The organism is Nostoc sp., from assembly GCF_041747015.1.
Taxonomy (GTDB): Bacteria; Cyanobacteriota; Cyanobacteriia; order Cyanobacteriales; family Nostocaceae; genus Nostoc.
This window is the reverse complement of the sequence record NZ_JBGTFY010000271.1, coordinates 1-13,855: the sequence shown is the minus strand read 5'-3', so window position 1 is coordinate 13,855 and position 13,855 is coordinate 1. Positions and strand designations below refer to the sequence as shown.

The window sequence follows — 13,855 nt, the reverse complement described above, 5'->3', positions numbered from 1 at the left end:
TATTAAGTGTGAAAAAACCTAGTTATGTAAAAAAAATAACTAGTCCGACGCGTTAGTGAACTAGTTTTTAAAGAAATCCTCTTCTCATGCCATGAGTATTATTACTCATCCACAAATAGTAAAAACTGCAAAAGTATAGTAAAAGGGAAGAATACAAGCAATTCAAAATTCAAAATAGAAAAACCTAATCCTGGCAATTGCTCGTATAGAGCTTAAATGCACGTTAGCTTAGGAGTGAATTATATACAAGAGGTTAGGTATGGGGCAAAACAGTTCCGAGTTCCCAGTCCTGAGTAAAAAAGTGAAATTTCCTACTCAGCACTCAGCACTACCTACTCCCCCAGTCCCCAACACCCAGGTGACGAAAGCAAGCGAGTCTTACCTTTAACAATGGCTTCTGGTTTAAAATCTTCGACACTGGAACTCCTAAAGCGCTTTAACCGAGCGTTTCCCCAGTTTTATGAGCAATTCGTCAGCAGTGAGATTCAACTGCAAAATTTACGGTTAGCCTACCGTCTGTATAAAACTAGACGCGCTGTTATTGAGTTGAAACCGGAAGGTAGCAAAAGTGCCCTGCATTTTGCCTATCGCAACCAGTCTTTTCTCCTCAGCGATATTTTTGGTGTACTAGCAGCTTATGGGTTGACTATTCACGGTCTGAGTCTATATGGTCAGATTCGTCCGCCGATGTTAGTTTTTATCAAACTGTTAGTGTCTCGTGGTAGTAAAGCCTTGACCGAGAAAACCGCAGAAAATGTCTGTCGCGCCATTCGTGAGGCTTTAGGAGGTCGGTTTGAGGTAGAAGAGATGCTGGCAGTGGAATTCAATCTTGACACTGGCTTAGAGCAGGTACAAACTGAGTTCTATGTCGATCCGGTCTTTCATCTCCCTGCCCTAGTGATTGAAGCTGATAATCAACCAGGATTATTCTACAAAGTGATGTATGCCATCTGGCAGGAAGATTTACTGGTAGTTAATGCCAATTTACTGGTTTGGCGTGGACGTACACGGCTAATTCTCTACTTGTTAGGACCGAATGAAAGCCTCATTCCTGAATATCTGGGTCACAAAATTGCTGAGGGGGTGCGACAGAGGTTGCTGGGTAAATAAAAAAGTTATGAGTTATGAGTTAATAATTAACAACTCCTAACTTTTAACTCTTTGCACTTCCTATTTAGTCGCACCCACCCTTAGGGGTACGATATAAGTATGGCAACTATCGAAATCTTGGGCGTTCCACACGCATACGAGCTAACGGCTCCCACTTCCTGCCCCCACGCTTTAGTATTTATCCACGGTTGGCTCAACAGTCGTGGATATTGGCAACCTGTGATTTCCCGCCTATCAGATGATGTGCAGTGCCTGTCTTATGATTTGCGGGGTTTTGGTGAATCCCAGTCCCAGGTAAAAACCGATTTTAGTCAGGTACCAACGTCTCTTAGCCTGACGCCCATTTCCAATAGTGAGGTTGGGTCATCTTTCAATTCTGTTTATACTCCTGCTGCATATGCTCAGGATTTAGCAATTCTTCTAAAACAACTGAATATTACCAGTGCTTGGCTTATTGGTCACTCTTTGGGAGGCACGATCGCCCTCTGGGGAGCATATAAAATACCTGAGTGTGTTAAGGGAGTCATCTGTATCAACGCTGGCGGTGGTATTTACCTCAAAGAAGCCTTTGAGCAGTTTCGCTCGGCGGGTCAGAAATTTTTGCAAATCCGCCCGCGTTGGCTGTCCCAAGTGCCTTTGATCGATTTGCTGTTTACCAGAGCCAGTGTGGCACGTCCTTTAGAGCGTTATTGGGCGCGTCAGCGGGTAATTGATTTCGTTGTGGCTGACCCCGAAGCGGCGCTGGGAACTCTGTTAGACTCCACAACTGAGGAAGAAATCAACCGTTTACCTGAGCTAGTATCCCAATTGAAGCAGCCAGTTTATTTTTTGGCTGGTATTGAAGATAAGGTTATGGAACCCAAATATGTACGCCACTTAGCTAGCTTTCACAGACTGTTCCAATATTGTGGTGACAATGTTTTGGAAATTCCTGATTGCGGACACCTGGCTATGTTAGAACAGCCGGATGCAGTTGCTGATCACATCTGGTCGATAGTCAATAGTTAATAGTCAATAGTTAATAGTCATGGGGCATGGGGCATGGGGCATGGGGCATGGGGCATTGGGCATTGGGCATTGGGCATTGGGCATGGGGCATTGGACATTATTCTTAATCTCTCTGATCCTTTGCTCCTCTACCCCTTTGCCCCTCACTACACAGGTTGATACAACTTGATCACCTGAGTAATGGCTAATCTAGACTCAACGCCTAGTGTGAGGGGGGATGTATGACCATAGGCTAGATGGTCGGCGGCGGCACAGCCGATCATGGCGGCGTTATCAGTACAGAATTTCAGAGGGGGGAATAGGACACGTAGGTTATGTTGGACGGCTGCGGCCTGGAGGTTTTTTCTCAAGCCGCTATTAGCTGCTACACCACCACCAACGGCAATTGTGTCTAGTCCATAGTCAAGGGCACAGGCGATCGCTCTTTTGGTTAGCGATCGCGCTACAGTTTCCTGAAAGCTGGCTGCTACATCTGCCACTGGTACTTTTCCACCATCTTTCTCTAACTGTTGCACTAAACGCAATACAGCCGTTTTTAACCCACTAAAACTCGTATCATAACGATGAAATCCCCCGCCCGGTAGAGAAACTTTTCCTTCTGGTAGGGCAAAGGCTTGAGGATTGCCCTCTTGTGCCAATTCGTCAATCGCTGGGCCACCCGGATAACCCAACTTTAACAATCGCGCCACTTTATCAAAGGCTTCACCCGCAGCATCATCACGGGTTTGGCCTAGTGTTTCGTAATTACCACAATCTTTGACATAAATCAAGCTTGTATGTCCGCCGGAAACCAGTAAGCTAAGAAAAGGGGGGTTTAAAGCTGGTTCGCTCAAGTAAGTTGCGTAAATGTGACCTTCGAGGTGGTGAACTCCCAAAAATGGTTTGTTATGTACTATAGCCAGGGTTTTGGCAGCAGTTAACCCTACCAATAGCGCTCCTACGAGTCCAGGGGCACAAGTGGCAGCAATTGCGTCAATTTGCCCCCAGTCTAGTTGGGCTTGCTCTAGGGCTTGGGCGATCGCAACATTTATCGTTTCCAAGTGCTGACGGGAAGCTACTTCTGGCACTACACCGCCATACTGCTGATGGATTGGAATTTGTGAGGCTATAATACTGCTGCAAACTTTACGATTGTTAACAATTGCGACGGCAGTTTCATCACAGCTGGTTTCTATTGCTAAAACGGTTGCCATTGAGAGTGCTAGAGAAAAAATCTTGCTTCTTTACTACCCTACAACAACAATTCCTATACTCAGCACTCGTTACTGGGCAACGCCAGTTGCTTCAACGGCGGGAACCTCGGCAACGCACTGGCTCCTCAGCACTAATTTTAGTTGCGAAACTTTAACTTTTATTTACTTAAACTTTACTCGGTTCCCACCCAAGAGTATGATGACTTCCTAGTTATGCAAATAAACAACTGTACAAGCCGCTTCGTTTTGTACAAAAAACTTTTTGTTTTGTAATAGAAGGAAACAACTCTATGCGACGATTGTTTGCTTTGATTTTAGCGATTTGTCTTTGGTTCAATTTTGCCTCCCCAGCAAAAGCTTTAGGGGCTAATTTGACACCTTGCAAAGACACTCCCGCTTTTCAAGAGCTAGCAGCTAATGCCCGTAATACCACTGGTGACCCCGAATCGGGGAGAAAGCGGTTTGAGCGTTATTCTCAGGCGCTGTGTGGCCCTGAAGGATACCCCCACTTGATTGTTGATGGTCGTCTTGATCGTGCTGGTGACTTCTTGATCCCTAGCATTCTATTTCTATATATTGCTGGTTGGATTGGTTGGGTAGGCCGTGCTTATCTGCAAGCGATCAAAAAGGAATCTGACACAGAACTAAAAGAAATCCAAATCGATCTTGGCATGGCACTACCGATCATGGCGTCAGGCTTTACTTGGCCAGTAGCAGCACTCCAAGAGTTTCTCTCTGGAAAATTAACAGCTAAGGATTCAGAAATCCCTGTTTCACCACGCTAAATCAGCTTAATTCATTCATTTGTTTTGGAGACTAAATTCATGGCAGACAAAGGCGACCAATCAGCTTATTTTATTAAATTCCTTTCCACAGCACCCGTGGCAGCTACCCTCTGGTTGAGCATCACAGCAGTTCTGTTGATTGAATTCAACATCTTTTTCCCCGACCTACTTTTCCACCCACTACCATAAGTAGAAAATTGGATTTAGGGCAGTTGAATATCTTGTCTTTTGCCTAATATTGTGTAGTTGATGTATTCAGCCTAGTTAGGCGAAATTATCACCAAAATATGCAGCAAAAATAGTTTTTTAAAACTCGCGATCTGCTTACAGATCGCGAGTTTCACAGGTTTAAAACTAGCTAAATTAATTTTTCTAAACTTCCTAAACAAAAGTCATTTTTAGCTACAATTATTATTAATATAAAAATGCCACCATTTTAAATTTAGAGGCGAACATAAAATATGGCGCAAGCAGTAGATGCATCAAAAAATCTTCCTAGCGATCCCAGAAATCGTGAGGTTGTGTTTCCCGCATTCCGCGATCCTCAAATAGGCAACCTAGAAACCCCGATTAATGCTTCTCCCTTAAGCAAGTGGTTCATTAATAACTTACCTGCCTATCGTCCTGGTATAACTCCTTCTAGACGCGGACTAGAAGTTGGCATGGCTCACGGCTACTTTCTATTTGGCCCCTTTGCCAAATTAGGCCCCCTGCGGGATACAGCTAACGCTAACTTAGCTGGGTTACTATCAGCTATCGGCTTGGTTGTTTTGTTCACCGCTAGTCTATCCTTATATGCCAGTAGCAATCCTCCCAAAGCACTTCCTAGCGTTAACGTACCTAATCCTCCAGCAGATGCTTTTAACTCTAAAGAAAGCTGGAATAACTTTACCAGTTCTTTCTTAATTGGTGGTATTGGTGGTGCTGTAGTTGCTTACTTTTTGACCAGTAATTTAGGACTAATTCAAGGTTTATTTGGTTAATTTAGTCATTAGTCATTGGTTAGTAGTGAAGAAATATAGGCTAACAAAGGACAAATGACAAACGACAAAGGACACAGAGTTTTTCTTTGTGTCCTTTGTTTTTTAATGCTAAAAAAGAGTATGTTTTTAAGGGTGCTATATTATCCAAACAAAGCTGCTTCAATGTCATTTAAAGCAGTTTCAAAATCGTCATTAACGATTTTAAGATCAAATTCATCTGCGGCTCTTATTTCTTCTTGAGCGCGGCGCAGACGACGAGCGATCGCTTCTTCTGAGTCTTGGGCGCGATCGCGTATCCGTTTCTCCAATTCATCAAAGGAAGGCGGTAAAATAAAAATTCTCAGGGCACTGGGGAAGGAAACACGAATTTGTCTTGCCCCTTCTAGGTCAATTTCCAGCACTACTAACCTACCGGAATGAATTTGGTTAAGTACACCTTCGCGGGGAGTGCCGTAATAGTTACCAGCAAATTCTGCCCATTCCAAAAATTCACCTTCAGCGACCAATTGTTCAAACTTACTACGGCTGATAAAGTAATAATTTTTGCCATCAATTTCTCCGGGACGGGGAGAACGAGTCGTCGCGGATACGGAATAATACAGATTCGGATGACGCTCTAAGAGCGATCGCATTAAAGTACCCTTACCGACCCCACTGGGGCCAGTTAAAACAATCAACCTGGCTAGATGTAAATGTTCTTTGATAGTAGTACTCTGGATGGGTAAAACTGGCATCATCCGTTCAACCTATGAATCAATAGATATTATTCATTAGTCTTGTGTTCCTACATAAGTCCACTATTGACTAAAGAATTTTTAGCAAGGGTGACAGAAAATTTGTCTAATTTCCATAGTACTACTGATATGCTGCAAATAGAAGTGAAATTGTTAACCCACTGCTAATCAATTATCTACAGTCTGATGATCGCGGGAAATCACAAAGCGATTCGCTACTGTTTCCGGCTGAATTGCCGACAGAATTACGTGGCTGGAATCAGTGATAATTACAGCCCTAGTCCGGCGGCCATAAGTTGCGTCAATCAGTTGACCTCTGTCCCGTGCATCGGTAATAATCCGCTTAATCGGGGCAGACTCTGGACTGACAATGGCAACTACTCGGTTGGCAGACACAATGTTACCAAAGCCGATGTTGATTAACTGAATGTCCATAAAAAAAACTGACGCTAAATGCGGTTTGAGAAGCTTGTAATAAACTTATTTCCATGTTATCGCCAAAAAACGGGAGTTACAACGCTTAAATTCACGCCAGAGTTCGTTTTTAAATAATGCCTGCTTTTTTTTAGCTGTATATCAGCTAAATTTCCTGAAAATCTTCCCAAAGGCATAGGCGCAATTCCACTGATCCAACCTAACTGGGAGATGTAGATTTATTTTGTTTGAAACAAGTATCTGGCTTGGAAATTGATGGAGAGCGAAATCGATTGGAAGGGTCTAGCTTTAACCGCGCTGGCTCAGTACAATGTCAGTGCAACTCAATTGGTGTTCTTAGGTCATAGCGAAAATTTGACGTTTCGCATTCACACTGAAGACGGTGAAAATGGCGCTACATCTAGAGACTGTGATCAGCAAGGGTTATTTATTCTCCGTATCCATTATCCGATCACGCGCTTGAGCGATCGCATCTGGCAAGAACGTGCTGTCATTGAGTCAGAACTCATGTGGCTGACTGCATTGAATGAAAATACCGATTTGGTCGTGCCGTACCCCATGCAGAACCTCAACGGCACTTTTGTAACCTCTGTAGCAATTGATAATACTGGCGAAACGCTCAACTGTACATTACTAAAGTGGGTCGATGGTTTGCCTCTCAACACCGAACCCACACTGATGCAGGCTTGGCGAGTCGGGGAACTCATGGCTAGCTTACACCAGCACGCCAGCCTCTGGGAGTTACCTTTGGGCTTCAAACGACCAAAATATGATTGGGAGCAATTACATACCTCATTGATGGGGCTGCGATCGCTAGTAGATGCTGGTACGATCTCTATTGCTGATTTTGCTGTGCTTGAGACTGTGGTGCAACGAATTCGTGATGTGATGACAGCACTAGAAAAAACACAGGCTAATTGGGGTTTGATTCACGCAGACCTGAATGAAAATAATTACATATTTCATGCAGGTGAAGCACGAGCGATCGACTTTTCTTGTTGTGGTTTTGGTTACTATCTTTATGACATTGCCTCTACACTCAAACATCTATTTCCCGAAAACCGTAGATCCTTCCTCAATGGCTATCAGAATGTGCGCCAATTGCCTAGTAAGTATCAAAATATTTTGGAGGCGTTCTTTATCGGGGCAACGGTAGACAATTTTGCCTTTCTCGCATTACAGCCAAATGAACATGATTACCTGTTGGAGATTGTACCTTACGTCACTGAGAGATTCTGTAACAAATATCTTAGAGGCAAACCGTTCTTGCTCAACTTATAAGTAAAATATTCAAAGTTAAATTTACTATCAACATATGAATTATAGAATGTAGGTTACATCAATATGTAAATTGAAGCACACCGCGCTCTACCAGTATCCACTTCTCAACTGAAGTAAGTAACACCCAGTTTTGCCCTTCAAAAACAGGAGATACTTTTGCGGGTTTGATTAATGTAAAAGTATCGGAATGCTCATCTTGATAATCTTGACATTCAAATAAAGCTTGCACTATTTCTAAATTATCTGAATTAATTATTATATTTAATTTAGGAACGAGGTAACTTACTCTTTCTAGAGTAACTATCCAGTAGTGACCTAAGCGAACTTCTATAAATACAACTTGTCTATTATCTATATTATCAAAAAGTCTTCTATTGATACTGTCTTCCGTTTCCAAAACTTCAATTACAGGATATATTGTTGAAAATAAATTTCGTTCAACATTGTAAGCAGAAATTAATAATTCTATTGCCGAAAAAATCACTTCCTGATGTACTTGCGGATGTTGAAAAATAGGATTTAATTCCTCTAGGGTTATATCTGAATCACTATCGTCAAAAGTAATTTCGTCAAAATTTTTAACCTCTACCTCTTCCGGCTCCTCAAAATCTGTTGTGATAAATTGTAATACACCTCGTTCTACTAATATCCATTGTTGTCCATTCGGTGTTAACTCAACTTTAGCAAGCTGATTCAAGGTGAATTTGCTGCTTGCATAAGCTTGGTAAGCATTACACTTAAATAAAGATTCAACAGTTTTATAATTATAGGTATTAATTCTGAGATTACCTTTCGGTAATAGCCAATGAGTATCATCTTGTGCAACTAGAATCCAATAGCTAGCATTTTTTGTTTTTTCTAATAAAACTACATCATTGTTTCCAGTCAGCAGGCTATCTAATGTTACTGATACTTTTATAGCGTTACTAGCTAACTCTTGAAAGTCATGATTATAAACTTCTATTAACTCTGATTCTGATAAATCAACCTTGGTAATAGTAGGAGTTTCCATCGCCTCCGTTATTTTTCTACCTGAATCTATGTAATTGAAATTATGTATCTGTTCCAATGATTTTTCTACCGCAACTAACCTGCGATCTAATTGACAAACTTTATCAATTATGTAATTCATCTTTTGCACTATTTCTTCAAAATAATTTTCTGAATCTGTCATAGTTATTTTTACAATTTTATAAAATACAAAATAATATTTTCTCTTAAAACGAGTCTAGAGAAGATTAGCAATTTTAGATGATTACAAATAATTTTTATTTATAAAGAAGATTAAAACTGAAGTACCCCCAGTTCTACAAGCTGCCATTTATCAGACTCACTAGGCGTAATTACTATTAGCTAACTTAATTTATTTATGAAAAATTAAGTACTCCATAGTCAACAAGTTTCCACACATCTTGAGATAGAGAAGCTACTTTTGCTGGTTTGGCAAGTGTAAAATCGCTAGAACCACCTGATTTATAGTTATTGCAATCAAACAAAGACTCAACAGTTTTATAGTTATATTCATTTATTTTGATATTTCCTTTAGGCACCAGGTAATCTATACCTTGTTTATTTATTATCCAATAATTACCTTTACCTTTGCTGATTTTTTCTAGAATTACTATTTGATTAACACCAAGACGGCGTTGATTAATACTCTCCTCCGTTTCGGAAACTTCTACAGCATATTGAGACAATGAATTGCGGTTTTGATTATAAGTTGCTATTAATTCATTATCTGATGAGATATGTCTCACTGAGCTATAGTCTGGCTTACTAACTGGTTGTTGAGTATAAGAAGTATTGGGTATTTGAGATTTATATGTGTGTATTTTTTGTGGTGGAGTTGGTGGTGTAGGTTCAGGTTGTTTTGTAGGTGCTTGCAACCCACTATTCTGAGTATTGGAGCTTTGGTTAGAAGTTGGCGCTGGTGATTTAGAATCTACAACAGTAGTCCGATTAAGGTTATCTTGCTCTTCATCGGGAGATTTTTTCTGTCGTTTTTGATATATATACATTCCCATTGCGCCTACCACTACACCAGCTAAAAATGCGACTGGAATCAGTAATTTATCTTTTAACTGTTCATTATCTGTGATAGGATCTTTTGTTGTTTTAGTGTTGTTATTATTTGTATTGTCATCACTACGGCTTGGCTGCTTTAATTCTTGAATAGCAGTTGTTAGTTTTTGATTTTCATTAGTTAAAAATTTTCTAATAGCAACTTGAGTTATTGCCCCAAAATTGCCTAAATTTTTCTTAACTGCGGAGTTAGCTTCAGGAAGACGAAGAAAATTTTGAACTTGTTGCACAGCTTTAGGTGTTAAACCGTTTTTTAGTGGTTCAACAACCTTTTTGGTTTCGTTAATAGCAGTGTTTATATTATTAAGTGTATTGTTAAATTCAGGTATATTCTTTTGGCGTAATTTATTACTTGCTTGGCGCAGTTTATCTAACTTTTCGTTTATTGTTTTGCCATCTACAGAACTTATGTTTATTTTTTTCTCGCTTACCTGTTGGAGTTTGTCAATAAACTTGTTGAGTGACTGATTAAACTCATTATGTGCATTCTTGAGTTCATTAAGCTCTTTTATATCATTAGATACTGTGCTATTGTCTTTTAATACAATGGGACTAGTGGTAATAATTTTTTCAGTACTGTTGCTCGCAGTTTGCCAGCCTATTAACAGAGATGGAGCTATAAATACAAACAGTAATGATTTAAAAAATTTTACCTTGACCATAGTTATCCCATTTTTCACTTCGTTAAAAGGTATATGCTAAAGACCATAAATCTAATAAGTAGTTAAACAGAATTAATTACGCAATGACTGTAAATATTTTTGTCTGGTTACTTAACATATTTTTATCTAATTCACTAAATTAAAAGTGAAGTTCACCAAGTTCTACAAGCTGCCATTTATCAGATTCACTAGGCGACACGATCGCAGGTTGAAATAGTATAAATTTACTAGACCTTTCTACGTCTCCAATACACCGAAATAAAGCTTGAACTGTTGGTAAATTAAACTCAGTAATTTTCAAATCTCCTTTAGGTACTAAGTATATTCCACTTTTGTCGTATATTCCACTTTGGTCATCTGTTAGTAGCCAGTAGCTTCCTCTTATACCTTTGCCTACTTTTTCTAGTAGTGGTTGGTTAGTACCAAGACGACGTTGATTAATGCTTTCTTTTGTTTCTGAAACTTCTGTAGAAAATTTTAAGAAAGAGTCTGGCTTTCTATTATATTCTGACACCCACGGTAACTGTTCTAAAGCAGAAGATTGACTAGAAGATATTTCTTGATGTGGAGTTGATACTGTTTGAATTACTTCATCTCTAGAATCTTCTGTCTCTTCAACTGGTGCAATATCTTTTTCTGGTAAATTTTCGTGATGAATAGGGGAGTTTTTTATTTCTGTTATTATTTTTGTTATTATTTCAGCTTTCATCTCACTTAATAGCGGCTCAAGTTTATGTAGTTCAGCTTGAGCAAGCGATCGCTCTTGATTTGTATGATTAAATTGCGGTTGTAATTTTAAGAATATTTGTTCGATATGCTCTAAAAGAGATTGAAATTGCTCCTGATTTATGGCGATAAACTTTCGAGCTAATTCATCAAATTTAGCCTGTATAGCAGTTATTTCACTCTCAATATGTTCAATCTCATTTTGTAATTTTGTAGACTTTTCTTCCGCCGTAGACGCATCCGCAAATGCATTATAATCGTCATCTGTCAAAGATTGTTGAAGCGATTGAGACTGACGACTATTTTCTGATTGATCTTGTTGTCGCAAGTAATTAGAATACATATTCTTCGCCCAGGCTATTGCTGCCTGTTGAAAGTCTTCTGGTTTTCTATGTATTGGCAATTGGCCAAACTCGGTAGTAAGAAGTATGACAGGAAAGTGACATTTAGAACAATCCGCCTTTCCTAATTCAAGCGTGTTTCCACAAACTGGACATTGCGATCGCGACATAAGTATTATTATTCTCCTCTAAATTCTGCCGCTTGTCAGTATAGATTTATTTGAGCTTGTGCCGCAGCTAATTCTAGAAATTAGAATATCGCTTACTTTCTTGATTAACTGTCAGCACATAACATAAATTAGGCTTTAACTCCAAACCCGTTAATGATTTGAGAAGTTTTTATTTTGACCATTTAGTGGCCCACTCCTTACCTAAAACGCGCAACAGAGCTTTCACGGCTAATATATAGGGTGGTTCTAAGCGAATCTCATCTGATTTGCCTTTAACTTTCAGTAAAACATTTGTTAACTCACGGCTAGTTTCACGCCATAATTTTTCATTATTTTGAATGTCTGGACTTCTTTTATAGCCTTCTAATGGTTTGATACCCTCAATTCCTAATTCTTTCAAAGTTATATGGAAATCATAAAGGAACTGCGGTACTATCTCTAGTTTGGGTATTTTGAATTGCTCAATACTATCCTCGTCATCTAAAAGTTCTAAGCGGTCATCCCACTCCATCTGTCTGCCATTGATTTCATAATTTTCTCCAGCAATGAATGGGTCTTTTTCCTTTTTCTTCAGTCCTTTTAGTTTGGTGTTATTTAAGACTAAACCACAAGCAACTTCATCCTTAAGATTCTGACTTAATTTCGTCTCAACTTCTGTATCTTCAAAGCTGGAACCTTTACTTAACATCCGGCTGAGTAATTCATTAATTTCTGAGTGACGATTAAACCGTCCCCCTTCCGCAAGCCAATGTAGAAATCGCCCGCCATTGCCACCTATGTAAACAGGAGTGATTTCATTGCGGCTATACTTGCCTTCTGCGTGCAGCGCTTTCAAGAGAATTCCTACATAGTAGTACAAGCCCGCAGTTCCAATTGCTGTCAGTTGGATTAATCCTTGAAAATCTGGCTGATCTGCAATGAATTCTCGTTTATTATTCAGCCAAGTATCACCCTCTAATCGCAGCCACACATCTAATTTTGGATTAAATGCTGTACCTTTTAGTCCTTTTAATTCAGCAGTTGCAATCCCAAATCTGTTTTCCATGAATTTAGGATTAATTTCTAAAAACTGTGAAAATAAATCCCGACCTGCTAACAGTACGGAACATTGATGAACTAGCTTTTCTTCTTCCCAAATTGATATATCAGAAGTTCCACCTCCCACATCAATACAGGTAGTGTTAACTAGATCATGTCCTTCTTGATCTGCAAAATATTGAGCTACTGCTAAACTTTCAGAACGAAAGTAGTTTGGATCATCTACTTGTGGGCAATTATGAATAATTCCTGTCTTGGCTTGTAAGTCTTTAGTTAAATCTTGCCATGTCTTAGCATATCTGTTCTTGTCACTCCGAGAAAAAGCTGATGGGAACGACAGTGACCACTGGATTTCTTTGACACGATTCTTAGCTGCGATCGCACAAATATGTAAAGCTAAATGTTTAAGAAACAACTGATTATAACTCAAACTTTGTGATTCTTCCCACTTCAGATTAGTTTTAATCCAATCTTCTTGAGGCTTAAATCTGTTGCGGTCAGGCACATAAATTCGACCATCAAAAACTGGCTGCCACTTTTCCTGAGTAGCTGCTGAGTTTCCCCTGATTGTCAGTACACTAGATAAAGGTAATGGCTTATCTATGGGAATAAAGTTTTCTGGGATGAAGTATTCATACAAAAGTGGCAACCGGGTTTCTGGATTAAATTCTGTTACTTTAAGATGCAAGTTTTCCAGTTCTAGGAGTTCAGCCGTACCAGTTTTATTGACATAAACGTTAGTAAAAGAAGTACCAAAGTCTACCCCAATCGTCCATGACCTTCTCGGAACAATCTCATCTGGAGGTTGCAGCAAAATTAAACCTAAAAGTTTTCTATCTTTGGTCTGACAATTAATAAAAGATGGAAATTGTTCTAAATAAGCCATTTGATAGGAACCCCTACCATCTTTGAAACTATGAGGTAGCTTGGCTTCTGGTAGATGCACTTGAAAAGTCTCATTTTCATTCTCCCCATCGTAGTAGAATGCATAATATGACTTCCAACCTTCTGCCCGGAAATTCGGCCACACTTCTAGAACAGGCACTTCCGCTAAAGCATTATCTTCTTTGAGCGGATAATCTTTAGATATACGATAGTTGGTAGGTGAATTATCATCATTTAAACCTACTAGGGGTAAATCTAAGATGACCCTTACTTGAGGACTTTCACCACCATTAAATGGCTGTAATTGAATTCGGCGAATGATATCTTCAGGTGTTAAATACTCTAGTAGTATGGGATTGATCGGAATCAGTGGCGTAATTCGTTCACCCTCGAAAGTTAAAGGCACAGTTTCTTTCGGCAGA

13 protein-coding genes are annotated in these 13,855 nt (G+C 39.5%); 6 read left to right on the top strand and 7 right to left on the bottom strand.

The genetic code is table 11. The features are described from left to right. Positions 1–390 precede the first annotated feature (390 nt). Both ACEW80_RS22530 and ACEW80_RS22525 read left to right on the top strand, forming a co-directional pair. Positions 391–1,110, top strand: a complete 720-nt coding sequence (locus ACEW80_RS22530; RefSeq protein WP_012410214.1) for a hypothetical protein — start codon at positions 391–393, stop codon at positions 1,108–1,110. 99 nt (positions 1,111–1,209) lie between these two features. Beyond that, positions 1,210–2,118, top strand: a complete 909-nt coding sequence (locus tag ACEW80_RS22525; protein WP_373528734.1) for an alpha/beta fold hydrolase — start codon at positions 1,210–1,212, stop codon at positions 2,116–2,118. Positions 2,119–2,264: 146 nt separating this feature from the next. On the opposite strand, the gene tsaD is transcribed toward ACEW80_RS22525, so the two are convergent. Further along, positions 2,265–3,311, bottom strand: coding sequence for a tRNA (adenosine(37)-N6)-threonylcarbamoyltransferase complex transferase subunit TsaD (gene tsaD / locus ACEW80_RS22520; protein WP_373528733.1), 1,047 nt, complete (start codon positions 3,309–3,311; stop codon positions 2,265–2,267). 290 nt (positions 3,312–3,601) lie between these two features. On the opposite strand from tsaD, the gene ACEW80_RS22515 reads away from it, so the two are divergent. From ACEW80_RS22515 to ACEW80_RS22505, 3 genes are all read left to right on the top strand, one after another. Next, positions 3,602–4,096, top strand: coding sequence for a Photosystem I reaction center subunit III (locus ACEW80_RS22515; protein WP_373528732.1), 495 nt, complete (start codon positions 3,602–3,604; stop codon positions 4,094–4,096). 39 nt (positions 4,097–4,135) lie between these two features. Continuing rightward, positions 4,136–4,285 carry a photosystem I reaction center subunit IX gene (gene psaJ, locus ACEW80_RS22510; protein ID WP_373528731.1) on the top strand — a complete coding sequence of 50 codons (150 nt, stop codon included), beginning with the start codon at positions 4,136–4,138 and terminating at the stop codon, positions 4,283–4,285. A 272-nt stretch (positions 4,286–4,557) separates the two neighbouring features. After that, positions 4,558–5,079, top strand: coding sequence for a photosystem I reaction center protein subunit XI (locus ACEW80_RS22505; RefSeq protein WP_373528730.1), 522 nt, complete (start codon positions 4,558–4,560; stop codon positions 5,077–5,079). Positions 5,080–5,219: 140 nt separating this feature from the next. Here the strand turns inward: ACEW80_RS22505 and gmk are convergent, their stop codons facing one another. After that, on the bottom strand, positions 5,220–5,816 hold the full coding sequence (gmk, locus tag ACEW80_RS22500) for a guanylate kinase (RefSeq protein WP_373528729.1): 597 nt from the start codon (positions 5,814–5,816) through the stop codon (positions 5,220–5,222). A 165-nt stretch (positions 5,817–5,981) separates the two neighbouring features. After that, the gene (gene remA / locus ACEW80_RS22495) at positions 5,982–6,248 is read right to left on the bottom strand and encodes an extracellular matrix/biofilm regulator RemA (RefSeq protein WP_073639751.1); all 267 of its coding nucleotides are present in this window, start codon (positions 6,246–6,248) and stop codon (positions 5,982–5,984) included. Positions 6,249–6,503: 255 nt separating this feature from the next. Between remA and ACEW80_RS22490 the strand changes: the two genes are divergently transcribed. Then, complete coding sequence (locus ACEW80_RS22490; RefSeq protein WP_373528728.1) at positions 6,504–7,529, top strand: phosphotransferase enzyme family protein; 1,026 nt, start codon at positions 6,504–6,506, stop codon at positions 7,527–7,529. Positions 7,530–7,587: 58 nt separating this feature from the next. Here ACEW80_RS22490 and ACEW80_RS22485 read toward each other — a convergent pair whose 3' ends face one another. The 4 genes from ACEW80_RS22485 to ACEW80_RS22470 form a co-directional block, all read right to left on the bottom strand. Then, positions 7,588–8,703 carry a hypothetical protein gene (locus ACEW80_RS22485; protein WP_373528727.1) on the bottom strand — a complete coding sequence of 372 codons (1,116 nt, stop codon included), beginning with the start codon at positions 8,701–8,703 and terminating at the stop codon, positions 7,588–7,590. A gap of 193 nt (positions 8,704–8,896) precedes the next feature. Next, positions 8,897–10,273: a hypothetical protein gene (locus ACEW80_RS22480; RefSeq protein WP_373528726.1), complete on the bottom strand. Its 1,377-nt coding sequence runs from the start codon at positions 10,271–10,273 to the stop codon at positions 8,897–8,899. A 139-nt stretch (positions 10,274–10,412) separates the two neighbouring features. Then, positions 10,413–11,342 (bottom strand): hypothetical protein, encoded by a 930-nt coding sequence (locus tag ACEW80_RS22475; protein WP_373528725.1) that lies wholly within the window; start codon positions 11,340–11,342, stop codon positions 10,413–10,415. Positions 11,343–11,679: 337 nt separating this feature from the next. Then, the coding region (locus ACEW80_RS22470) for a hypothetical protein (protein WP_373528724.1) at positions 11,680–13,855 on the bottom strand (2,176 nt) is incomplete at its 5' end.